At 67.0% G+C, this 21,044-nt stretch carries 20 protein-coding genes and 1 pseudogene; 11 read left to right on the top strand and 10 right to left on the bottom strand.

Annotation, left to right across the window (positions count from 1 at the left end; translation table 11 throughout):
• Window positions 1-2: 2 nt before the first annotated feature.
• Together maiA and PW843_21360 are read right to left on the bottom strand one after the other, a co-directional pair.
• Complete coding sequence (gene maiA, locus PW843_21365; protein ID MDE1149124.1) at window positions 3-659, bottom strand: maleylacetoacetate isomerase; 657 nt, start codon at window positions 657-659, stop codon at window positions 3-5.
• A gap of 162 nt (window positions 660-821) precedes the next feature.
• Window positions 822-1,868 (bottom strand): fumarylacetoacetate hydrolase family protein, encoded by a 1,047-nt coding sequence (locus tag PW843_21360; GenBank protein MDE1149123.1) that lies wholly within the window; start codon window positions 1,866-1,868, stop codon window positions 822-824.
• A gap of 365 nt (window positions 1,869-2,233) precedes the next feature.
• Between PW843_21360 and PW843_21355 the strand changes: the two genes are divergently transcribed.
• Entirely contained in the window at window positions 2,234-2,728 is a 495-nt protein-coding gene (locus tag PW843_21355) for a MarR family transcriptional regulator (GenBank protein ID MDE1149122.1), read from the top strand.
• 267 nt (window positions 2,729-2,995) lie between these two features.
• Here PW843_21355 and PW843_21350 read toward each other — a convergent pair whose 3' ends face one another.
• Both PW843_21350 and PW843_21345 read right to left on the bottom strand, forming a co-directional pair.
• Window positions 2,996-5,188: a xanthine dehydrogenase family protein molybdopterin-binding subunit gene (locus PW843_21350; protein MDE1149121.1), complete on the bottom strand. Its 2,193-nt coding sequence runs from the start codon at window positions 5,186-5,188 to the stop codon at window positions 2,996-2,998.
• A gap of 2 nt (window positions 5,189-5,190) precedes the next feature.
• Window positions 5,191-5,655: a (2Fe-2S)-binding protein gene (locus tag PW843_21345; GenBank protein MDE1149120.1), complete on the bottom strand. Its 465-nt coding sequence runs from the start codon at window positions 5,653-5,655 to the stop codon at window positions 5,191-5,193.
• Between the two features lie 569 nt (window positions 5,656-6,224).
• Here PW843_21345 and PW843_21340 point away from each other — a divergent pair.
• The 3 genes from PW843_21340 to PW843_21330 all read left to right on the top strand — a co-directional run bounded on the left by PW843_21340 (window position 6,225) and on the right by PW843_21330 (window position 9,314).
• A complete protein-coding gene (locus PW843_21340; protein ID MDE1149119.1) occupies window positions 6,225-7,235 on the top strand; it encodes an amino acid ABC transporter substrate-binding protein in 1,011 nt (336 codons plus the stop codon).
• Window positions 7,236-7,417: 182 nt separating this feature from the next.
• The gene (locus PW843_21335) at window positions 7,418-8,668 is read left to right on the top strand and encodes a dicarboxylate/amino acid:cation symporter (GenBank protein ID MDE1149118.1); all 1,251 of its coding nucleotides are present in this window, start codon (window positions 7,418-7,420) and stop codon (window positions 8,666-8,668) included.
• A 400-nt stretch (window positions 8,669-9,068) separates the two neighbouring features.
• On the top strand, window positions 9,069-9,314 hold the full coding sequence (locus tag PW843_21330; protein MDE1149117.1) for a hypothetical protein: 246 nt from the start codon (window positions 9,069-9,071) through the stop codon (window positions 9,312-9,314).
• Between the two features lie 190 nt (window positions 9,315-9,504).
• On the opposite strand, the gene PW843_21325 is transcribed toward PW843_21330, so the two are convergent.
• From PW843_21325 to hslV, 3 genes are all read right to left on the bottom strand, one after another.
• A complete protein-coding gene (locus PW843_21325; GenBank protein MDE1149116.1) occupies window positions 9,505-9,729 on the bottom strand; it encodes a hypothetical protein in 225 nt (74 codons plus the stop codon).
• Between the two features lie 334 nt (window positions 9,730-10,063).
• Window positions 10,064-11,374, bottom strand: coding sequence for an ATP-dependent protease ATPase subunit HslU (hslU, locus tag PW843_21320; GenBank protein MDE1149115.1), 1,311 nt, complete (start codon window positions 11,372-11,374; stop codon window positions 10,064-10,066).
• An 8-nt stretch (window positions 11,375-11,382) separates the two neighbouring features.
• Window positions 11,383-11,943, bottom strand: coding sequence for an ATP-dependent protease subunit HslV (hslV, locus tag PW843_21315; protein ID MDE1149114.1), 561 nt, complete (start codon window positions 11,941-11,943; stop codon window positions 11,383-11,385).
• A 349-nt stretch (window positions 11,944-12,292) separates the two neighbouring features.
• Here hslV and hisB point away from each other — a divergent pair, with 349 nt between their 5' ends.
• The 7 genes and pseudogenes from hisB to PW843_21280 all read left to right on the top strand — a co-directional run bounded on the left by hisB (window position 12,293) and on the right by PW843_21280 (window position 16,624).
• Window positions 12,293-12,916: an imidazoleglycerol-phosphate dehydratase HisB gene (gene hisB / locus PW843_21310; GenBank protein ID MDE1149113.1), complete on the top strand. Its 624-nt coding sequence runs from the start codon at window positions 12,293-12,295 to the stop codon at window positions 12,914-12,916.
• A gap of 59 nt (window positions 12,917-12,975) precedes the next feature.
• On the top strand, window positions 12,976-13,617 hold the full coding sequence (hisH, locus tag PW843_21305; protein ID MDE1149112.1) for an imidazole glycerol phosphate synthase subunit HisH: 642 nt from the start codon (window positions 12,976-12,978) through the stop codon (window positions 13,615-13,617).
• A 36-nt stretch (window positions 13,618-13,653) separates the two neighbouring features.
• Window positions 13,654-14,316 carry a GNAT family N-acetyltransferase gene (locus tag PW843_21300; GenBank protein ID MDE1149111.1) on the top strand — a complete coding sequence of 221 codons (663 nt, stop codon included), beginning with the start codon at window positions 13,654-13,656 and terminating at the stop codon, window positions 14,314-14,316.
• The gene (gene hisA / locus PW843_21295) at window positions 14,313-15,053 is read left to right on the top strand and encodes a 1-(5-phosphoribosyl)-5-[(5-phosphoribosylamino)methylideneamino]imidazole-4-carboxamide isomerase (GenBank protein MDE1149110.1); all 741 of its coding nucleotides are present in this window, start codon (window positions 14,313-14,315) and stop codon (window positions 15,051-15,053) included. Before PW843_21300 ends, hisA begins: the two co-directional genes overlap by 4 nt.
• Window positions 15,053-15,815: pseudogene (gene hisF / locus PW843_21290) on the top strand (imidazole glycerol phosphate synthase subunit HisF). Before hisA ends, hisF begins: the two are co-directional and overlap by 1 nt.
• Window positions 15,816-15,817: 2 nt before the next feature.
• The gene (locus PW843_21285) at window positions 15,818-16,147 is read left to right on the top strand and encodes a phosphoribosyl-ATP diphosphatase (protein ID MDE1149109.1); all 330 of its coding nucleotides are present in this window, start codon (window positions 15,818-15,820) and stop codon (window positions 16,145-16,147) included.
• A gap of 114 nt (window positions 16,148-16,261) precedes the next feature.
• On the top strand, window positions 16,262-16,624 hold the full coding sequence (locus PW843_21280) for a histidine triad nucleotide-binding protein (protein ID MDE1149108.1): 363 nt from the start codon (window positions 16,262-16,264) through the stop codon (window positions 16,622-16,624).
• Between the two features lie 324 nt (window positions 16,625-16,948).
• Here the strand turns inward: PW843_21280 and PW843_21275 are convergent, their stop codons facing one another.
• The 3 genes from PW843_21275 to dnaK form a co-directional block, all read right to left on the bottom strand.
• The gene (locus tag PW843_21275; protein MDE1149107.1) at window positions 16,949-17,530 is read right to left on the bottom strand and encodes a TIGR00730 family Rossman fold protein; all 582 of its coding nucleotides are present in this window, start codon (window positions 17,528-17,530) and stop codon (window positions 16,949-16,951) included.
• A gap of 215 nt (window positions 17,531-17,745) precedes the next feature.
• The gene (gene dnaJ / locus PW843_21270; GenBank protein MDE1149106.1) at window positions 17,746-18,888 is read right to left on the bottom strand and encodes a molecular chaperone DnaJ; all 1,143 of its coding nucleotides are present in this window, start codon (window positions 18,886-18,888) and stop codon (window positions 17,746-17,748) included.
• 175 nt (window positions 18,889-19,063) lie between these two features.
• A complete protein-coding gene (dnaK, locus tag PW843_21265) occupies window positions 19,064-20,983 on the bottom strand; it encodes a molecular chaperone DnaK (protein MDE1149105.1) in 1,920 nt (639 codons plus the stop codon).
• Window positions 20,984-21,044: the final 61 nt, after the last annotated feature.

Here is a 21,044-nt window from a genome sequence, read left to right as displayed (position 1 = left end):
AATCATGCCGGCGGCGCATCGACCTGACGGTCGGGTGCGGCGTTGGCGAAGGCCGGCAGCGCCAGCGCCACAGCGTCGATCGCCACCAGCGTGGGGCAGGCGGACAGGTCGGCGTTGAAGCGGCGGGCGTTGTACATCTGCGGCACCAGCATCAGGTCGGCCAGGCCGGGCGTGTCGCCGAAGCAGAAACGGCCGGCGTGGGGCGCCACCATCGCCTCCACCGCCGCCAGGCCGGTTTCCATCCAGTGGCGCACCCAGCGGCCGGCCTTATCCTCATCCACGCCCATCTCACCCTTCAGGTACTTCTGGACCCGCAGATTGTTGATGGGGTGGATGTCGCAGGCGATGGCCAGCGCCACGGCCCGCGCCTGCGCCCGGGCGATGGGGTCACCGGGCAGCAGCGCCGGCTGGGGATGCACCTCGTCCAGGTACTCCACGATCGCCAGCGACTGGGTCAGCAGGGCGGTGCCGTCCGCCCCCTCCACCGCCAGGGTGGGCAGTTGCCCCTGCGGGTTCAGCGCCAGGTAATCTGGCTTCAACTGCTCCCCCCCATCGCGTAGCAGATGCACCGGCACCTGTTCCGCCGTCAGGCCCTTCAGGTTCAGGGCGATGCGCACGCGATAGGCGGCGGAGGAGCGGAAGTAGGTGTAGAGCGTCAGGGACATGGGATCAGGCGGTCCTTAAAACTGGGCTGGGAAGCGGCGGCAAAGCCGCCGTAGGCCCCGACCGGGGCCGCCGGAGCTTTTCGGGGAGCCGAAGGCGGACTGGAAAGCGAGGACAAGCCATGCGGCCGGATGGCCGCGCCCGGCGTTTGAGGGAACTCAGACACCAGACACGACCTGTTCGATGGCGCCGAAGATGCTGGCGCCTTCGGCGTCCCGCATCTCAATGCGCACCGTGTCGCCATGGCGCAGAAAGGGCGTGCTGGGCTGGCCATGGCGCAGGGTTTCCACCGTGCGCACCTCCGCCAGGCAGGAGTAACCCACGCCGCCCTCGGCGATGGGCAGGCCCGGGCCGCCGTCGGGACCCCGGTTGGACACGGTGCCGGACCCGATGATGGTGCCGGCACACAGCGGCCGGGTGCGGGCGGCGTGCGCGATCAGGCGGCCGAAGTCGAAGGTCATGTCCACGCCGGCGTTGGGCCGGCCCAACGGCTGGCCGTTGATGAAGGACAGCAGGTCCAGGTGCAGCACGCCGTCGCGCCAGGCGTCGCCCAGGGCGTCAGGCGTCACCGCCACGGGGGAAAAGGCGCTGGACGGCTTGGACTGGAAGAAGCCGAAACCCTTGGCCAGTTCGTTCGGGATCAGGCCACGCAACGACACGTCATTGACCAGCATGACCAGGCGCACCAGGCCGCGCGCCTCCTCGGCCGATACCCCCATGGGCACGTCGCCGGTGACCACCGCCACCTCCGCCTCCAGATCCGCGCCCCAGGCCTCGTTGGCCACCAGGATGGGATCGCGGGGGCCCAGGAAGCTGTCGGAGCCGCCCTGGTACATCAGCGGATCGGTCCAGAAGCTGGGCGGCATGTCGGCGCCGCGCGCCTTGCGCACCAGTTCCACATGGTTGACGTAGGCCGACCCGTCCGCCCACTGGAAAGCGCGCGGCAGGGGGGAGGCGCAAGCACCCTCGTCAAACGATTCGAAGGGGGCGGTGCCGGCGTCCAGCTCGGCCGCGACCTCGGCCAGGCGGGGGCCGACCTCGACCCAATGGTCCAGCGCCTGCTGCAGGGTGGCGGCGATGCCGGGGACGACACGGCAGCGCGCCAGGTCGGCCGACACCACCACCAGGATGCCGTCGCGGCCCACCTGCGCCTGCAAGGCGCCGTCCAAGGTCTGTTCCAGGATTTTCAGCGTGGCCAATTTCATGGGAATGGGGCCCTTTCCTTATGTCCTGCCTGCCACGTCTTGCCGTGGCCGGCCAGGATCGACGGGAAAAACGGCACCCTCAAGGCGCCGGCCACACCCGGAACGGGTGGGCGGCAGCCTTGAGTTCGATTGGATAACCCAACCGGTCTCCCAGACGGAGGCCACGGAATAACGGGGCTGTTTCCTCCCAACCCGTCTTCCATCCCCTGGACGTACCCCCGAAAGGGCGGCCCGTTGACAGGATGGACAGCGGTTGGTTTTTTATCGTTTCAAATGAAACGTTGTTATGAGAGTAAGCTCTGTACGGCCGTGCTGTCAAGCGGGGCCCGTCGCCGCCCCTTTCTTGTTACAGGAAAGCCCACCCCGTGCCCCCCTCCCAGCCCCCCACGGCCGACCTGAAGCTGAACCGCTTCCTGCCCTATCGGCTGAACATCCTGTCGAAGAAGGTCAGCCTGGCGCTGGCCGCCCGCTATCAGGACCGCTTCGGCCTCAGCATTCCGGAGTGGCGGGTGTTCGCCACCCTGGGCCAGGAGCAGCCGCTGTCGTCCAACGACATCGTGGAGCGCACGGCCATGGACAAGGCCAAGGTCAGCCGGGCGGTGAACCGCCTGGTGGCGGCCGGCCTGCTGGACCGCCAGGTCCACCCCCAGGACCAGCGCCTGCTGCGCCTGTCGTTCAGTACGGCGGGCAAGGACCTTTATCGCCAGGTGGCGACGGAGGCCCTGGCGTGGGAGGAAAAGCTGCTGTCGGAGCTGAGTGCCGGCGAGCGCGACCAGTTGTGGGCGCTGATGGGCCGGCTGGAGGAACGCCTGGCGTCGGAGATTCCGCCGGAGACGCCGCTGTCGGACTCTCTTGATTAGTTCCTCAAGCGCCGGCAGGGCCATCCGGCCCTTTGGCTATCCTCGATTTTCAGTCCACTCCGTTCCCCGAAAATCTGCGGCGCCCGCGGTCGCGGGCTAGAATATTTGGGTTTCCTCAGGCGCCGGCGGGCCCATCCGGGCCCTTGGCTATCCTCGATTTTCAGTCCACTCCGTTCCCCGAAAATCTGCGGCGCCCGCGGTCGCGGGCTAGCGGCGTGAGGGGATGCCTCACGCCGCGTTGGCGCCCCGAGTCGGGATCAGTGGATCTTAAACACTAACGGAACCGGTAAACGGCAAATCGCGGACGCGTTTGCCGGTGAGCGCCGCGATGGCGTTGGCGACGGCCGGGCCCACGGGGGGCACGCCCGGTTCACCCACGCCGGTGGGCGGGTTGGCGCTGGGCATGATGTGGACCTCCACCTTCGGCATCTCATCGATACGCAGGCAGCGATAGGTGTCGAAGTTGGATTGGTCGACGACGCCGTCGGTCATGGTGATGGCACCAAACATCACGGCGCCCAGGCCGAAGCCGATGCCGCCCTCCATCTGCGCCTTGATCACGTCGGGCGTGATGGCGATGCCGCAATCCACGGCGCAGACCATGCGTTCCACCTTCACCCGGCCCTTGTCGTCCTGCGACACCTCGGCCACGTGGGCGGCGACAGAATTGAAGCTTTCCGCCACGGCGATGCCGCGCGCCCAGCCCTTGGGCAGGGGCTTGCCCCAGTCGGCCTTTTCCGCCACCAGGTTCAGCACCGCCAGGTGACGCGGGTGCTTGGTCATCAGTTTGCGGCGGAAGGCCACGGGGTCCTGGCGTGCCGCCACCGCCAATTCATCGACGAAGCTTTCCACGGCGAAGGCGGTGTGGGTGGCCCCCACCGACCGCCACCACAGCACGGGCACGCCCGTGTCGGTGCTGTGCAGATCCACCAGATGATTGGGCACGTCGTAGGGGATTTCCGCCGCCCCTTCGGTGGAGGTGCTGTCCGGCTTGCCCGGCTGGGCGAACGGGCCGCCCTTCATGATGCTCTGGCCGACGATGCGGTGCTGCCACGACAGCAGCGACCCGTCGGCGCCCAGCTTGGCCTCCACCCCATGGACATAGATGGGGCGGTAGCGGCCGCCGCGGATGTCATCCTCCCGCGACCAGATCAGCTTCACCGGGCGGGCGCCCAGCTTGCCGCCCTGGACCTTGGGATCGGACAGCGCCTTGGCGATGGTCACACCTTCGACGATGTAATCCGATTCCAGGTTGGCGCGGCGGCCGAAACTGCCACCGGCATAGACGGTGTTGATCGTCACCTGTTCCGGCTTCAGCCCCGCCGCCTTGGCGGCGTTCATCTGGTCCACCGTCTGGAACTGGTCGCCGGCCCAGATCTCGCAGGCCTCCCGGCCCAGCTTCACCACGCAGGTCAGCGGTTCCATCGGCGCGTGCGCCAGGTAGGGGAAGGTGTATTCCGCCTTCACCACCTGGGCGCCGGTCACGGCGGCGACATCACCCACCTTGGTCACCAGCTCACCCGGCTGGGACAGCAGGGACTTGTAGTCGGCGACGATGGCGTCGGTGCCGCGCTTCTCGGCCCCGGACTCGTCCCAGGTGACCTTCAGCGCGTCCCGCCCCTGATGCGCCGCCCAGTAGGAGTTGGCGACCACGGCCACGCCGCGGGGGATCTCCACCACCTCGACCACGCCCTTGATGGCCTTGGCCGCCTTGGCATCGATGGTCTGAGCCTTGGCGCCGAAGCGCGGCGGGCGCTGCACCACCGCCACCAGCATGCCCGGCTGCGCCACATCAATGGCGAAGACGGCCTTGCCGGTGCTTTTGGCCACGCTGTCCTTGCGCGGCAGGCGGGTGCCGATCAGCGTGAAGGTCTTCGGGTCCTTCAACGGGACATCGGTGGGCACCGGCAGGGTGGCTGCCTTGGCCGCCAGCTCACCGAACTTGGCGCTGTGCTTGCCGGACGAGACGACGCCCTTGGCCACCGTGATCTCCGCCACCGGCACGCCCCAGGTCTGGGACGCGGCGGCCACCAGCAGGGCGCGCGCCGTGGCGCCGGCCTGGCGCAGCTGCGTCCAGGAATTATAGACGGAGGTGGACCCGCCCGTGCCCTGGATGGGGCCGAAGGCAGTGTTGTTGTAGAGCTTGGCATTGGCGGGGGCCGCCTGCGCCGTCATCTGCGCCCAGTCGGCGTCCATCTCCTCCGCCACGATGGCGGTCAGGCCGGTGTGGACGCCCTGCCCCATCTCCAGATGCTTGATCTGCACGGTGATGGTGCTGTCGGGCGCCACCGAGACGAAGGCGTTGGGGGTGAAGGGTTTGGCCCCGGCGGCGGGGGCGGCATCCGCCCGGCGGCTGGTGCCGGCCCAGGTGAAGCCCACCATCAGGCCGACGCCGGCGCCGCCGGTGACCTGGAGGAAACGGCGGCGGGAGGTGGCGGGTACGGTCATTCCATCGGGCATGATCAGATCTCCAGCGCCTTGGCCGCCTCATGGATGGCGGCGCGGATACGGACATAGGTCGAACAGCGGCAGAGGTTGCCGCTCATGGCACTGTCGATGTCCTGGTCGGTAGGCTTGGGCGTGTCGGTCAGCAGCGCCACGGCCGACATGATCTGGCCGGACTGGCAATAGCCGCACTGGACCACGTCCAGCTTGATCCAGGCGTCCTGCACCGCCTTGGACACCTTGCCTTCCAACCCCTCGATCGTGGTGACCTTGGAGCCGGCGATCGACCCGATGGGGGTGGAGCAGGAGCGCACGGGCTGGCCGTCCACATGCATGGTGCAGGCGCCGCACTGGGCGGCACCGCAGCCGAACTTGGACCCGGTCTGGCCCGCGATCTCCCGCACCGCCCACAGCAGGGGCATGTCGGGGTCGGCATCGACCGACCAGGGCTTTCCGTTGAGGGTGAGTTTGATGGGCGGCATGGTTGTCTTCCCCGATCTGGCGAGACGTGTCGTGTGTTCGAAAGCCCTGCACCCCGTCCCCCAATCCCCGAGATGCGGTCGGGAACAGGCGACGGCCGGCGGGCCGCTGGACATGGGAAATCTGAATTCGGAATACGAATGGGCGGGCAACCCCTTACCCGCCAGAAGTTTTTGTTATCACGGCGCCTCGGGTCAAGCCAATTCAGCCGTTTGTCGGACTTGTTTGAAGGGCCAGTTCTTCCCACCCTGAGCAGGAGCGGATTATTTTATTTATCGCACTTGCACAATTTCGGCCGTTATTTCGGAAACGCTATAACCATTCGAATATAGCGCTGGTGGCTTCTTGGCGACTTCATGCCATCCCTCACATCTCATGATGCCGGCCCAGCCGACGGCCGTTCTGCACTAGGCGCCCGCGCGGCGCTTTTGTATCTTGCCCAGGGTTTGGCACTACGTTTGGCGGCCAAGCGATTGCCGGCGCATCGGTTTTTCCGCCAGACGGTCACGGGATTGGGGGCATGGGGATGCGATCGATGCTGCGGCGGTGCCGGATGGCCCGGCCCTTCCTGATGGCCGGGTTCGCGGCGTTGCTGGCGGTCGCCGGCGCGCATGCCGCCACCGCCGCCACCACCCTGGAACAGGTGCGCCAGCGCGGCACGTTGCGCTGCGGCGTCAACACCGGCCTGCCCGGCTTCGCCGCCCCCGACAGCCAGGGCGACTGGTCCGGCCTGGACGTGGACGTCTGCCGCGCCGTGGCCGCCGCCGTGCTGGGCGACGCCCACAAGGTTCAGTTCGTGCCCCTGACCGGGCGCCAGCGCTTCAACAGCCTGGCGTCGGGGGAGATCGACCTGCTGTCGCGCAACACCACCTGGACCCTGACGCGCGACACCCAGGGCATGAATTTCGCCCCGCCCGTCTATTACGACGGCCAGGCCTTCATGGTGCGCCGGTCGTTCAAGGCGCGCAGCGTGCGCGAACTGAACGGCGCCACCATCTGCGTGCAGCAGGGCACCACCACGGAATTGAACCTGGCGGACTATTTCCGGTCCACCGGCATGACCTACACGCCCCTGGCCATCGAAAGCCTGGCGGAGGTGGTGGGCGCCTTCTTCGCCGGCCGCTGCGACGCCTACACCACCGACGCCTCGGCCCTGGCCGCCGCACGGGCGGCGCAGACGGTCAGCGCCGACGATTACCTGATCCTGCCCGAACTGATCTCTAAGGAGCCGCTGGCCCCCGCCGTGCGCAAGGGCGACGAGCAATGGTTCGACATCGTCAAATGGACGGTCTTCGCCCTGATCGAGGCGGAGGAACGCGGCATCACCCGGGCCAATGTGAAGGACAATTTGGCCTCCGCAGCACCGGCCGTGCAGCGCCTGCTGGGGGTGCAGTCGGGCGCGGGCCTGGGACGCGACCTGGGCCTGGATGACCAGTGGGCGGTGCGCATCATCACCCAGGTGGGCAATTACGGCGAGGTGTTCGACCACAATGTCGGCCGGGATTCCGTGCTGCGCCTGGACCGGGGGCTGAACGCCCTGTGGAACAAGGGCGGGCTGATGTACGCCATGCCCATCCGATAAGGGCCTGTACGGTATCGGACTTAAGATTTTGACCGCCGCACCATGCCGACGTTGTCAACGAGACCGGTTTCAAGGCAAGTAGACGGTAACTGAAAATCAGGCCGCGTCCGCGCCGTCCCGTCTTGCCGGGGTGGGCGTCCCCAGGGTCGGGGGTGGCGCCGGCCAACGGGGGATAGGTTTCAATGCAGCAAAAGCGCTTCACCCTGTTCGTGCTGGGCGCCATGGCCCTGGGCATCGCGACGGGGGCGGTGGGGCACAGCCTGCCGGCGGCGGATGCCGCGTCCCTGTCCGGCACCCTGTCCATCGTCACCGACATCTTCCTGCGCCTGATCAAGATGATCATCGCCCCCCTGGTGTTTTCCACCCTGGTGGTGGGCATCGCCCACATGGAGGACGTGGCCGCCATCGGCCGGGTGGGGGTGAAGACGCTGGGCTGGTTCCTGCTGGCCGGCATCGTCTCGCTGGTCCTGGGCCTGGTGATGGTGCAGATCCTGGAACCCGGGGTGGGCATGTCCCTGCCCGACCCCACCAGCGGCGGCAAGGCGCCGGACGCCGCCGTCTTCACCCTGAAGAACTTCATCGAGCATACGGTGCCCCGCTCGGTGGTCGAGGCGATGGCCAATAACGAGATCCTGCAGATCGTCGTCTTTTCCATCTTCGCCGGCATCGCCATCGCGTCGGTGAAGGAAAAAGTGCCGGCGGTGGTGCATCTGGTGGAACAGATCGCCACCGTCATGCTGAAGATCACCAGCTACGTCATGATGTTCGCGCCGCTGGCCATCTTCGCCGCATTGGCAGCCACGGTGACGACCCAGGGGCTGGGCGTGCTGGGCAGCTATGTCAAGTTCGTCGGCGGCTTCTACCTGACCATGGCGCTGCTGTGGCTGGTGCTGCTGGCGGCGGCGGTGCCCTTCCTCGGCGGCCGGGTGCGCGAACTGGTGGCGGCCATCCGCCAGCCGGTGCTGCTGGCCTTTTCCACCGCCAGTTCGGAAGCCGCCTACCCCCGCACCCTGGAGCGCCTTCAGGCCTTTGGCGCCGCCCGCAAGATCGTCAGTTTCGTCCTGCCGCTGGGGTATTCGTTCAACCTCGACGGCTCGATGATCTACTGCACCTTCGCCACCATGTTCATCGCCCAGGCCTATGGCATCCACATCAGCATCGGCCAGCAGGTGGAGATGCTGGGCCTGCTGCTGCTGACCAGCAAGGGCATCGCCGGCGTGCCGCGCGCCTCGCTGGTGGTGATCGCGGCAGCCCTGCCCTTCTTCCACATCCCGGCGGAGGGCATGGTGCTGGTGTTGGCGGTGGATCACCTGTTGGACATGGGCCGCAGCGCCACCAACGTGGTGGGCGTTTCCGTGGCCGCCGCCGTCATCGCCAAGTGGGAAGGCGTCCTGGGCCGGGGCCACCTGGCCGATGGCGAGGAAGACATCTGACGGGTCCCGCCCCCTTGGCCACCCCGCCGGGGTGACAGAATGGCGCAGGCACGAAACGGCGGTCCCCCGGGGCCGCCGTTTTTCATTGCCGCCCACGGTCCCCTGGACGCACCGCTGGCGCAATACCCTGGCTGAAAAGGATTTTCCCGGGGACGGCTGCGGCATGTCGGCCCATCGGCCCCCCACCGGCGCCAGGGTGGGGCGGGATCCGCCGTGATACCCATACGGCAAGGGTATGCCGAATGGCGGGCGACATCGGCCGCAACAAACCCGACATCCCCCTGTCATGGGCCATCTGCCATGGTCATGGGCGTGATGACCGGCGATTTTTACGGGCCCGGGAAAAGGTCTGCGGCCGTCCGCCGCGGGGTGCGGGAAACGTTCTCCCCACCCGGAACAAATGGCATCGACCAGGCTTATCGAAGCCTTGAAGGAGGGTGATCCCACCATGGTGCACCACGAACCCCGACTGAAGGACATGCTGGAGGATCCGGTGGTCCGGCTGATGATGGAACGCGATGGCGTCTATCGCGACGACGTGCTGAAGCTCATGGGCGATATGGCCCGCAAGACGCTGCTGTCGCCGAAGGCGCGTCCGCCGGCCAAGATGCCGACGACGGCTGAAATGGCCCCGGGCCACGCCTGAGCTTCGGCCATGCCTGGGGAGCCAACGTTCCTTGGCCCTGAAGCTCCTTGAGGGGAATTCCCGGACGGGCCGCCCTTCCGCCTGACGGAAGACGCGGCCGCAGGGGCGTCCGGCCCCGACAAATCAAACACAAATAAAAAGGGCAGCCCCAAGGCCGCCCGCGAACAGGATCAAAAAAGATCAGTCTTTATCAGTCGAGATGCACACCCGAGGCCGGCGCCGCCACCTTGGCGCTGACGGTATTGGCCGCCGCCGTGGCGGTGCCGACGTCGCCCGACGACGACCAGGCGGCCAGCAAAATCAGCCCGACAGCCGTCATCGCCAGCAAAAGCCAGCGCGCGGCACTCTTGTCCGCCGCACTCTTGACCTGTGGCAGGGGCAGGGCCGCCGCCGTCTCACCCATATCACCGTTCATCTTGACCCCCGGATGCCGTTTCCTGGGTTGATCCTATGCAGGAACAATAAAGTTCCGCCCGAGGCCTATCAAACCCCTCATAAGGTATAAATAGTCTATATTTTCATTAAAGAGATTCTCTGTGTCATAGATCACACACCTCTATCGCCAAGAGCTGTCGGTAAAAATTTAAGTCAAATCGCTTATTAATGGATTAAATCGTCAAGACATCGGGCGCCATGTCCAAATTGACGCGCGACCGGCTGTCCACCTGGCGCCATCCACCCGGACCCATGAAAAAGGGGCGGAACCCGGATGGCCCGCCCCTTGGCACGTCAACGTCCAGTACCGCCGCTTACAGGATGAACTTGCTGAGGTCGGCGTTCTTGGCGAGGTCCGACACCTTCTCCCGCACATAGGCCGCGTCGATGGCGACAGCGGTGCCCGCTTGGTCGGCGGCGGTGAAGCTGATTTCCTCCAGCAGGCGTTCCAGCACGGTGTGCAGGCGGCGGGCACCGATGTTTTCCACCGTGCTGTTGATCTGCACCGCCAGGCGGGCCAACTCATCAATGGCGTCGTCGGTGAAGCTGAGGTCCACGTCCTCCGTCTTCAGCAGGGCCACGTACTGCTTGATCAGGCTGGCCTCCGGCTCCGTCAGGATGCGGCGGAAGTCTTCCTCCGTCAGGGCCTTCAGTTCCACCCGGATGGGCAGGCGGCCCTGCAACTCGGGCAGCAGGTCGGACGGCTTGGCCACGTGGAAGGCGCCGGACGCGATGAACAGGATGTGGTCGGTCTTCACCGCGCCATGCTTGGTGTTGACCGTCGTGCCCTCGATCAGAGGCAGGAGGTCGCGCTGCACGCCCTCACGGCTGACGTCGCCGCCGCCGCGATTTTCGGAACGCGCGGTGATCTTGTCGATCTCATCCAGGAAGACGATGCCGTTCTGCTCCACGGCGTGGATGGCGTCGGCCACCACCGTCTCGTTATCCAGCAGCTTGTCGGATTCCTCCGCCATCAGCACGGTGTGGCTTTCCGACACGGTCATGCGGCGCGGCTTGGTGCGGCCGGCGAAGGCCTTGCCGAAGATGTCGCCCAAGTTGACCATGCTCATGGACCCGCCGGGCATGCCGGGGATGTCGAACGCCGGTGCCGACGCGGCGTTGTCCTGCACCTGGATTTCGATCTCCTTGTCGTTCAGTTGGCCCTCGCGCAGCATCTTGCGGAACTTCTGCCGCGTTTCGGCCGAGGCGCTGTCACCCACCAGGGCGTCCAGCACCCGTTCCTCGGCGCGCAGTTCGGCCTTGGCCGCCACCTCCTTGCGCAGGCGCTGGCGGGTCAGGCCGATGGCGATTTCCACCAGGTCGCGGACGATCTGTTCCACGTCGCGGCCGACATAGCCCACTTCCGTGAACTTAGTGGCCTCCACCTTCAGGAAGGGGGCCTGGGCCAGCTTGGCCAGGCGGCGGGCGATCTCCGTCTTGCCGACGCCGGTGGGCCCGATCATGAGAATGTTCTTGGGCAGAACCTCCTCCTTCAAGGCGTCGGGCAATTGCTGGCGGCGCCAGCGGTTGCGCAGCGCTATGGCCACGGCGCGCTTGGCGTCCTTCTGGCCGACGATGTAGCGGTCGAGTTCGGAAACGATTTCGCGGGGGGAGAACGAGGTCATCGCCGATCTCACAGCTTTTCCAGGGTGACGTTGCGGTTGGTGTAGACGCAGATGTCGGCCGCGATGCCCAGGGCCTTGCGGGCGATGGCCTCGGCATCCATGTCGGGCAGGTCGATCAGGGCGCGGGCGGCGGCCAGGGCGTAGGCGCCGCCGGAGCCGATGCCGATGATGCCGTCCTCCGGCTCCAGCACGTCGCCGTTGCCGGTCAGGATCAGGCTGGCGTGCTTGTCGGCCACGGCCATCATGGCCTCAAGCCGGCGCAGGTAGCGGTCGGTGCGCCAGTCCTTGGCCAGTTCCACCGCGGCCCGGGTCAGCTGGCCCGGATACTGTTCCAGCTTGGCCTCCAGCCGTTCGAACAGGGTCATGGCGTCGGCGGTGGCACCGGCGAAGCCGGCCATGACGCTGCCGCCGGCCAGCGGGCGCACCTTGCGGGCGTTGGACTTCATCACCGTGCTGCCCACCGACACCTGGCCGTCGCCCGCCACCACCACCTGCCCGTTCTTGCGGATGGAAAGGATGGTGGTGCCGTGCCACTGGATGGGGTCGTGGGTCTTGCCGTAGTCGGACATGGGATACGGGTTCCGGTTGGGAAACGGGAATGGATTAGGGGTGCACGGTATGTGGGATGGCGATGACCAGGGTCAAGCCAGCGGGCTCAATGCGTGCAGCCTTTGATCTTGACCGATCAAAGGCCCCCTCAGGCGCCGGGCGCGGCCGTCCGGCCGCCAGGCTAATCCTCCCTTTCCAGTCCACTCCGTTCCCCGGAAAGGTCCGGCGCCCGCGGTCGCGGGCTATGCGGCATGGGCTGAACCTCACGCCGCAGGTGTAAGATGCGCGCGCACCAGCAGCGACCACCCATGCGCCAAACTGGGCCTTGCGGGCCTTTCACGGTAACAGGCTTGCTGCTAAGTAGTGTTTATGGACAGGAACGAACCATCGGGCGCCCGCAGCAGCACTGTGGAGCGCAAGACCAAGGAAACGCAGATCAGCGTGACCGTGGATCTCGACGGTACCGGGCGCTACGACGTCTCGACCGGTATCGGCTTTCTTGACCACATGCTGGAGCAGCTGTCCCGCCATTCGCTGATCGATCTGACGGTCCGCGCGGTGGGCGACCTGCACATCGATTTCCATCATACGACCGAGGATACCGGCATCGCCATCGGCGAGGCCGTGGCCAAGGCCCTGGGCGACCGGCGCGGCATCAACCGTTATGGCCACGCCTACATCCCGATGGATGAGACGCTGACCCGCGCGGCCATCGACCTGTCCAACCGGCCCTACCTGATCTGGAAGGTCCATTTCACCCGCGACAAGCTGGGCGAGATGGACACGGAACTGTTCAAGGAATGGTTCCAGGCCTTCGCCTTCGCCTCCGGCTCCACCCTGCACATGGAAAATCTGTACGGGGAGAACAACCACCACATCGTGGAGAGTTGTTACAAGGCGCTGGCCCGGGCGTTGCGCGCCGCCATCGAGATCGACCCGCGCAAGGCCGACGCCGTGCCGTCCACCAAGGGCGTGCTGGGCGGCACGCTCTGACACCATATCCCATAGGGTTGCCATCGCCATGACCGCGACGACGCCTTCCTCACCCCTCCGTGGCCCTGATCGACTACGGTTCCGGCAATTTGCGTTCCGCCGCCAAGGCGGTGGAACGGGCGGCGCATGAGGCCGGCCATGACGGCTTGCGCGTGCTGGTCACGGCCGAGCCCGAGGTGATCGCCCAGGCCGACCGCATCATCCTGCCGGGCGTGGGCGCCTTCGCCGACTGCATGGCCGGGCTGACCGCCGTGCCGGGCCTGCGCGACGCGCTGGAACAGGCGGTGATCCGCCAGGGCCGCCCCTTCCTGGGCATCTGCGTCGGCATGCAGTTGATGGCCAAAGAGGGCCGCGAACATGGCGTGCACCCGGGCCTGGGCTGGATCGATGCGGTGGTGGAACGGTTGGTTCCGGCCGACCCCGCCCTGAAGATCCCGCACATGGGCTGGAACGAGCTGGTGCTGGACCAGCCGGGCCACCCTCTGCTGGCCGGCATCGAGGCCGGATCGCACGTCTATTTCGTCCATTCCTATGGGCTGAGGGTGGGCGACCCCGCCCTGCTGAAGGCCCACGCGGACTATGCCGGCGCCATCCCGGCCCTGGTGGGCCGCGACAACCTGGCCGGCACGCAGTTCCACCCGGAAAAAAGCCAGGCCACCGGCCTGCGGCTGATCGCCAATTTCCTGGCCTGGAAGCCCTGAGTTTCCAGCGCGCCCGTTACCCCGAAGGACCGCCCCATGTCCGGTGCCCAACAGCCGGTGACCGCCCCACCCGCCGGCCAGATCAGCGTCGAGATGGTGGAACGCGTGCGCCCCGGCGACCTGGATGATCTGTGCGATGCCGCCGATCTGGCCATCCGCGACGGCGGTGGTTTCGGCTGGGTGGCGCCGCCGGCGCGCGAGGCGATGGAGCGCTACTGGAAAGGCGTGATGGTGGTGCCGGAGCGGGCGCTGTTCATCGGCCGCCTGGACGGCGTCATCGCCGGCTCCGTCCAGCTGGTGCGCCCGACCCGCAACAATGAGGCGCAAAGCTTCGCCTGCACCCTGACCACCAGCTTCGTCGCCCCCTGGGCGCGCGGTCACGGCCTGGCCCGCGCCCTGACGCTGGCGGTGGAGCAGGAGGCACGGGCGCGTGGCTTCCGCATCCTGAACCTGGACGTGCGCGCCACGCAGGTGGCGGCCATCGCCCTCTACCGCGCCATGGGCTACACCGAATGGGGCAACCATCCCCATTATGCGCGGGTGGACGGCCAGGACGTGCCCGGCCTGTTCTTCTACAAGGACCTGACCGCTGTCGGCCAGGCGCCAGAAACCCCTGGCCCGAACCCAACCGGGCCGACCGAAACCGGCCGGCAGGAAGACCGGCCCCTTAATCCCCAGGGAGTGCAGGGCGAGCCATGATTGTTTTTCCGGCCATCGACCTTAAGGACGGCGCCTGCGTGCGCCTTGTGCGCGGCGACATGGAACAGGCCACGGTGTTCAACACCGACCCGGCCGACCAGGCAGCGCGTTTCGCCGCCCAGGGTTTCGAATGGCTGCACCTGGTGGACCTGAACGGCGCCTTCGCCGGCCGGCCGGTGAACGGCGACGCCGTGGCCGCCATCCTGAAGCGGGTGAAGCTGCCGGTGCAGCTGGGCGGCGGCATCCGCGACATCGCCACCATCGAGGACTGGCTGAACCGCGGCGTGGAACGCGTGATCCTGGGCACCATCGCCGTGCGTGATCCCGAGCTGGTGAAAGAGGCCTGCCGCCTGTTCCCCGGCCGCGTGGCGGTGGGCATCGACGCCCGCGACGGCCGCGTGGCGGTGGAGGGCTGGGCCGAGGCGTCGGACCTGAAGGCCCTGGACCTGGCCCTGAAGTTCGAGGACGCGGGCGTCGCCGCCATCATCTATACCGACATCGACCGCGACGGCGCCCTGGGCGGTGTCAACGTGGACGCGACGGCGGACCTGGCCTCGCACCTGACCACGCCGGTCATCGCGTCGGGCGGCGTGTCCAGCATCGCCGACCTGGCTGCCCTGAAGCGGCAGGAGGACACCGGCATCGTCGGCGTCATCTGCGGCCGCGCGCTGTATGACGGCCGCATCGACCCGGCGGCGGCGGTCAGCCTGCTGAACAGTCCACAGGAGACCGTGTGATGCTGAAGCGCCGCATCATCCCCTGCCTGGACGTGAAGGACGGCCGCGTCGTCAAGGGCGTCAACTTCGTGGACCTGGTGGATGCCGGTGATCCGGTGGAACAGGCCCGCCTGTATGATGCGGCCGGCGCCGATGAGCTGACCTTCCTGGACATCACCGCCAGCCATGAGGGCCGGGATACCATCTTCGACGTGGTGCGGCGCACGGCGGAACAGGTGTTCATGCCCCTGACCGTGGGCGGCGGCGTGCGCACGGTGGACGATATCCGCAAGCTGCTGCTGGCTGGGGCCGACAAGGTGTCGATCAACAGCGCCGCCGTCAGCCGCCCGGAATTCGTGCGCGAGGCGGCGCAGAAGTTCGGCGCCCAGTGCGTGGTGGTGGGCGTCGATGCCAAGCGCGACGCCGCCGGCCGCTGGGGGTGTCTACACCCACGGCGGCCGCAAGGAAACCGGGCTGGACGCGGTGGAATGGGCGCAGCGCATGGCGGAATACGGCGCCGGCGAAATCCTGCTGACCTCAATGGACCGCGACGGCACCAAGAGCGGCTTCGACCTGGACCTGACCCGCGCCGTGGCCGACGCCGTGCCGGTGCCGGTGATCGCGTCGGGCGGCGTGGGCACGCTGGACCATCTGGTCGATGGCGTCACCCAGGGCCATGCCTCGGCCGTGCTGGCCGCCAGCATCTTCCATTTCGGCACCTATTCCATCGCCGAGGCCAAGGCCCACATGGCCGCCGCCGGCATTCCCATGCGGGGCGTGTGATCATGAGCGAGACCGGTACCGACATCCTGGGGGCTCTTTACGCCACCATCCTGGCACGCAAGGGCGCCGATCCCGAGACGTCCCATACCGCCCGGCTGTTCAGCCGGGGCACCGCCAAGATCGCCCAGAAGGTGGGCGAGGAGGCGGTGGAGGCGGTGATCGAGGCCATGCGCGGCGACCGCGAAAAGCTGGCCTCGGAATCCGCCGACCTGCTTTACCATCTGCTGGTGCTGTGGGCCGACGCCGGCCTGACGCCCGACGACGTCTATGCCGTGCTGGCCGGCCGGCAGGGCATCAGCGGCATCGCGGAAAAGAACAGCCGCAAGGACTGATGCTGGCGATTACCCAGGCCGGCGACCGCCGGCCCCGGAGTGAGCACCGCAGGGCGGAACGAGGATAGCCCAGGCCACGGGACGTGGCCGCCCGGCGCTTGAGGGAGAAACAACATGTCCTATGATCCCAACAACATCTTCGCCCGCATCCTGCGTGGCGAGATCCCGTGCAAGAAGGCGCATGAGGACGACCACGTCCTGGCCTTCCACGACATCCACCCCCAGGCGCCGACCCACATCCTGGTGATCCCCAAGGGCGCCTACGTCAGCGCCGCCGACTTCGCGGCCAAGGCCAGCGACGCCGAGATCGCCGCCTTCACCCGCGCCGTGGGCCGCATCGCCGCCGAGGCCGGGGTGGAAGCCACGGGCTATCGCCTGATTTCCAACCACGGTGCCGACAGCCACCAGGAAGTGCCGCACTACCACGTCCACATCCTGGGCGGCCGGCAGCTGGGCCGGCTGGTGACGCCACTGTAAAGCCGTAGGTGCCATAGAACGAAAAAAGGCCGCTGGGGGAAACCCTGGCGGCCTTTTCATTGGACACTGGAGAACCTAACGCCAGGCTTGACCACGGCGGGGGTTACCGCAACTGTTCATGAGGACCCATCGTCCAGAGGCTCACCATGTCGAAGTCCAGGGAAGCGGAGAAGACCGCGCGCCGACAGCCACCGTTGAGCGTCCATGAGGACAACGCTGCCCCAGGCCCGAACGAAACCGACTTGGACACCGCTTTCGAGTGGGGCCTTGATCGCTTTCCCCAAACCTATCGGGACTTGGCCAAGTGAGGGAACGGTAACGCCCTCACCGCTCCTCCGCCTTGATCCACTTGGTCACGGCCGGCGGCTCATACGCCCGCAGCTTGGCCAGCAGGCTGTCGGCCGTGTCGGCCGCCACCAGCATGTCGCGGTGGTTCTGCTTCATGAAGCCGGCCGCCACCACGCCGTCCAGGAAGGTCGCCAGGCCGTCGTAGAAGCCGGCGACGTTGTAGATGGCGCAGGGCTTCTGGTGGTGGCCCAGCTGGGCCCAGGTCCAGACCTCGAACAATTCCTCGAACGTGCCGATGCCGCCGGGCAGGGCGATGAAGCCGTCCGACAGTTCGGCCATCAGGGCCTTGCGTTCGTGCATGGAGGCGACGACGCGCAGGTCAGGCAGGCTTTTATGCGCCACCTCCTTCGCCACCAGCGCCTCGGGGATCACGCCGATGACGCTGCCGCCCTTTTCCAGCACGGCATCGGCCACGGCCCCCATCAGGCCGACCGAGGCGCCGCCGTAGACCAGGCCGATGCCGGCGGCAGCCAAGGCATGGCCCAAGCCGCGCGCGGCCTCAAGGAAGCGCGGATCGTAGCCGGGGCTGGAACCGCAGAAGACGCACAGACGCTGCATGATGATCCCCCAGAAAGCAAAACGCCGGCCGCGTCAGTCCCGGATGGGGGATGTCGCGACCGGCGTCCGACATATAAAGCCCCCTCAACCGCCGGGCGCCGGCATGCGCCGGCTTGGCTTCCTCGCTTTTCAGTTCGCCTACGGCTCCCCAAAAAGCTCCGGCGGCTGCAGTCGCAGCCTATAGCGGCCTGAGAAAAGATCTCATGCCGCCCGTCTCACTCCTTCAGGTCGGCCCACAACTCCTTCACCTTGGCGAAGAAGCCTTCCGACTCGGGATGGGTGCCGCCCTTTTCCTCACCGGCCTTCTCGAACTCACGCATCAGCTCCTGCTGGCGCTTGTTCAGGTTGACCGGCGTTTCCACCAGGGCCGTCACGTACATGTCGCCGCGCTGGGTGCTGCGCAGCACGCTCATGCCCTTGCCCTTCAGGCGGAACTGGTGCCCGCTCTGGGTGCCCGGCGGGATGGAGACGCGGGCGCGGCTGCCGTCGATGGTCGGCACCTCGACCGTGCCGCCCAGGGCCGCCGTGGTCATGGGAATGGGCACGCGGCATTGGATGTTGGCGCCGTCGCGCAGGAACATGGTGTGCGGGGCGATGGCCAGGAAGATGTAGAGGTCGCCCGGCGGCGCCCCCCTTGCCCCCGCCTCGCCCTCACCCGTCAGGCGGATGCGGGTGCCGTCCTCGACACCGGCGGGGATGTTGACCTGCAGGGTCTTTTCCTTGCGCACCCGGCCGGCACCACCGCAGTTGCGGCAGGGGTCCTTGATCACCCGCCCGGCACCCGAGCAGGCGGGGCAGGTGCGTTCGATGGTGAAGAAGCCCTGCTGGGCCCGCACCTTGCCGGCACCGTTACAGGTGGGGCAGGTCACGGGCTGCGTACCCGACTCGGCACCGGTGCCACTGCAAACGTCGCACGCCACCGAGGTTGGGACCCGCACGGTGGTGGAACTGCCCTTGAAGGCATCCTCCAGCGAGATTTCCAGGTTGTAGCGCAGGTCGCTGCCACGGCCGGGGCCCTGGGGGCCGCCACGGCGCCCGCCCATGAAATCACCGAACATCTCTTCGAAGATGTCGGCGAAACCGCTGCCGAAATCGAAGCCGCCGGGACCGGCGCCGGGACGCCCGCCACCGTTCTCGAAGGCGGCATGGCCGAAGCGGTCGTAGGCCGCCCGCTTCTGCTCGTCCTTCAGGACCTCATAGGCCTCGCTGACTTCCTTGAACTTCTGCTCGGCCGCCTTGTCGCCCTGATTACGATCAGGGTGATACTGCATCGCGAGCTTACGGTAGGCTTTTTTCAGGTCATCGGCGGTGGCGGTCTTCGCCACGCCCAATAGTTCGTAATAATCCTGCTTCGCCATGTCGGCCCTATGCCCCCTTAGGGAATTGCCAGAACCAGGCCGCTGATCAGCGGGGCCTGATTACCGGGGCCCTGATCGGGTTCAGGCCCGTCCCCCGGTTTCCACCGGAGAACGGGCCCGATCCCTTGGCATCAGTTGCCTGCCGGAACGTCGTTGCCCAAAGGGCGTGAACGACTTAGGCGGACTTCTTCTTGTCGTCGTCGACTTCCTCGAAGTCGGCGTCGACCACCTTTTCCGAGCCCTCACCGTGGGCGGCGCCGTGGTCTTCACCACCGGCGGCCGAGGCGTCCTGGCTGGACTTGTACAGTTCCTCGCCCAGCTTCATGGAAACCTGGGCCAGGGCTTCGGTCTTGGCCTTGATATCGGCCGCGTCCTCGCCTTCCAGCGCGGTCTTCAGTTCGGCGACGGCCTTCTCGGCCGCGGCCTTTTCCGCCGACGGCAGCTTCTCGGCGTTTTCCTTCAGCGTGCGCTCGGTCGAGTGCATCAGGCCGTCGGCCTGGTTGCGGACCTCCACCAGCTCACGACGCTTCTTGTCGTCGGCCGCGTGGCTTTCCGCTTCCTTGACCATGCGGTCGATGTCGGCGTCGGACAGGCCGCCCGAGGCCTGGATGCGGATCACCTGCTCCTTGCCGGTGGCCTTGTCCTTGGCCTGGACGTTGACGATGCCGTTGGCGTCGATGTCGAACGTGACCTCGATCTGCGGCACGCCGCGCGGGGCAGCCGGGATGCCGACCAGGTCGAACTGGCCCAGCATCTTGTTGTCCGCCGCCATTTCGCGTTCGCCCTGGAACACGCGGATGGTGACAGCCGTCTGACTGTCTTCCGCCGTCGAGAAGGTCTGGCTCTTCTTCGTCGGGATGGTGGTGTTGCGGTCGATCAGGCGGGTGAACACGCCGCCCAGGGTCTCAATGCCCAGGGACAGCGGGGTCACGTCCAGCAGCAGGACGTCCTTCACCTCACCCTTCAGCACGGCGCCCTGGATGGCGGCACCGACGGCCACCACTTCGTCCGGGTTCACGCCGCGGTGCGGCTCACGACCGAAGAACTGCTTCACCGTCTCCAGGATCTTGGGCATGCGGGTCATGCCGCCGACCAGGATCACCTCGTCGATTTCGCTGGCCTTCAGGCCGGCGTCCTTCAGGGCCGCCTTGCAGGGCTCCACCGTGCGGGCCACCAGGTCTTCGACCAGGGCTTCCAGCTTGGCGCGGGTCAGCTTGACGTTCAGGTGCTTCGGACCGGCCTGGTCCGCGGTGATGAACGGCAGGTTGACTTCGGTCTGCATGGCCGAGGACAGCTCGATCTTGGCCTTTTCGGCCGCCTCCTTCAGGCGCTGCAGGGCCAGCCGGTCCTTGCGCAGGTCGATGCCGTTCTCTTTTTTGAATTCGTCGGCCAGGTAGTCGATGATGCGGGCGTCGAAGTCCTCGCCACCCAGGAAGGTGTCGCCGTTGGTGGACTTCACCTCGAACACGCCGTCGCCGATTTCCAGCACGGACACGTCGAAGGTGCCGCCGCCCAGGTCGTAGACCGCGACGATGCCGGTGCCCTTCTTCTCCATGCCGTAGGCCAGCGCCGCGGCCGTGGGCTCATTGATGATGCGCAGCACTTCAAGACCCGCGATGCGGCCGGCGTCCTTGGTCGCCTGGCGCTGGCTGTCGTTGAAGTAGGCGGGCACGGTGATGACGGCCTGGGTCACCTTTTCGCCGAGGTAGTTCTCGGCCGTTTCCTTCATCTTCTGCAGGATGAAGGCGGACACCTGGCTGGGGCTGTACTTCTCGCCGTGGGCCTCGACCCAGGCGTCGCCGTTGTCGCCCGAAATGATGCGGTAGGGCACCAGGCCCTTGTCCTTCTGGGTCAGCGGGTCATCGTAGCGGCGGCCGATCAGGCGCTTGATCGCGAACAGGGTGTTTTCGGGGTTGGTCACCGCCTGGCGCTTCGCCGGCTGGCCGACCAGGCGTTCCCCGCCCTGGGTGAAGGCGGTCATGGACGGCGTGGTGCGCGCGCCCTCGACATTCTCGATGACCTTCGCCGACGTGCCTTCCATGACGGCCACGCAGGAGTTGGTGGTTCCCAGATCGATACCGATGACTTTGCTCATTGCTCAACCCTTCCAATACGGCAGACACGCAGCGGCCCTTCCGGCACCGGGGCGGTCCCCC

The organism is Azospirillaceae bacterium, assembly GCA_028283825.1.
Lineage (GTDB): Bacteria > Pseudomonadota > Alphaproteobacteria > Azospirillales > Azospirillaceae > Nitrospirillum.
Note: the sequence above shows the minus strand (reverse complement) of the source record. Positions and strands in the feature narration are given on the sequence as shown.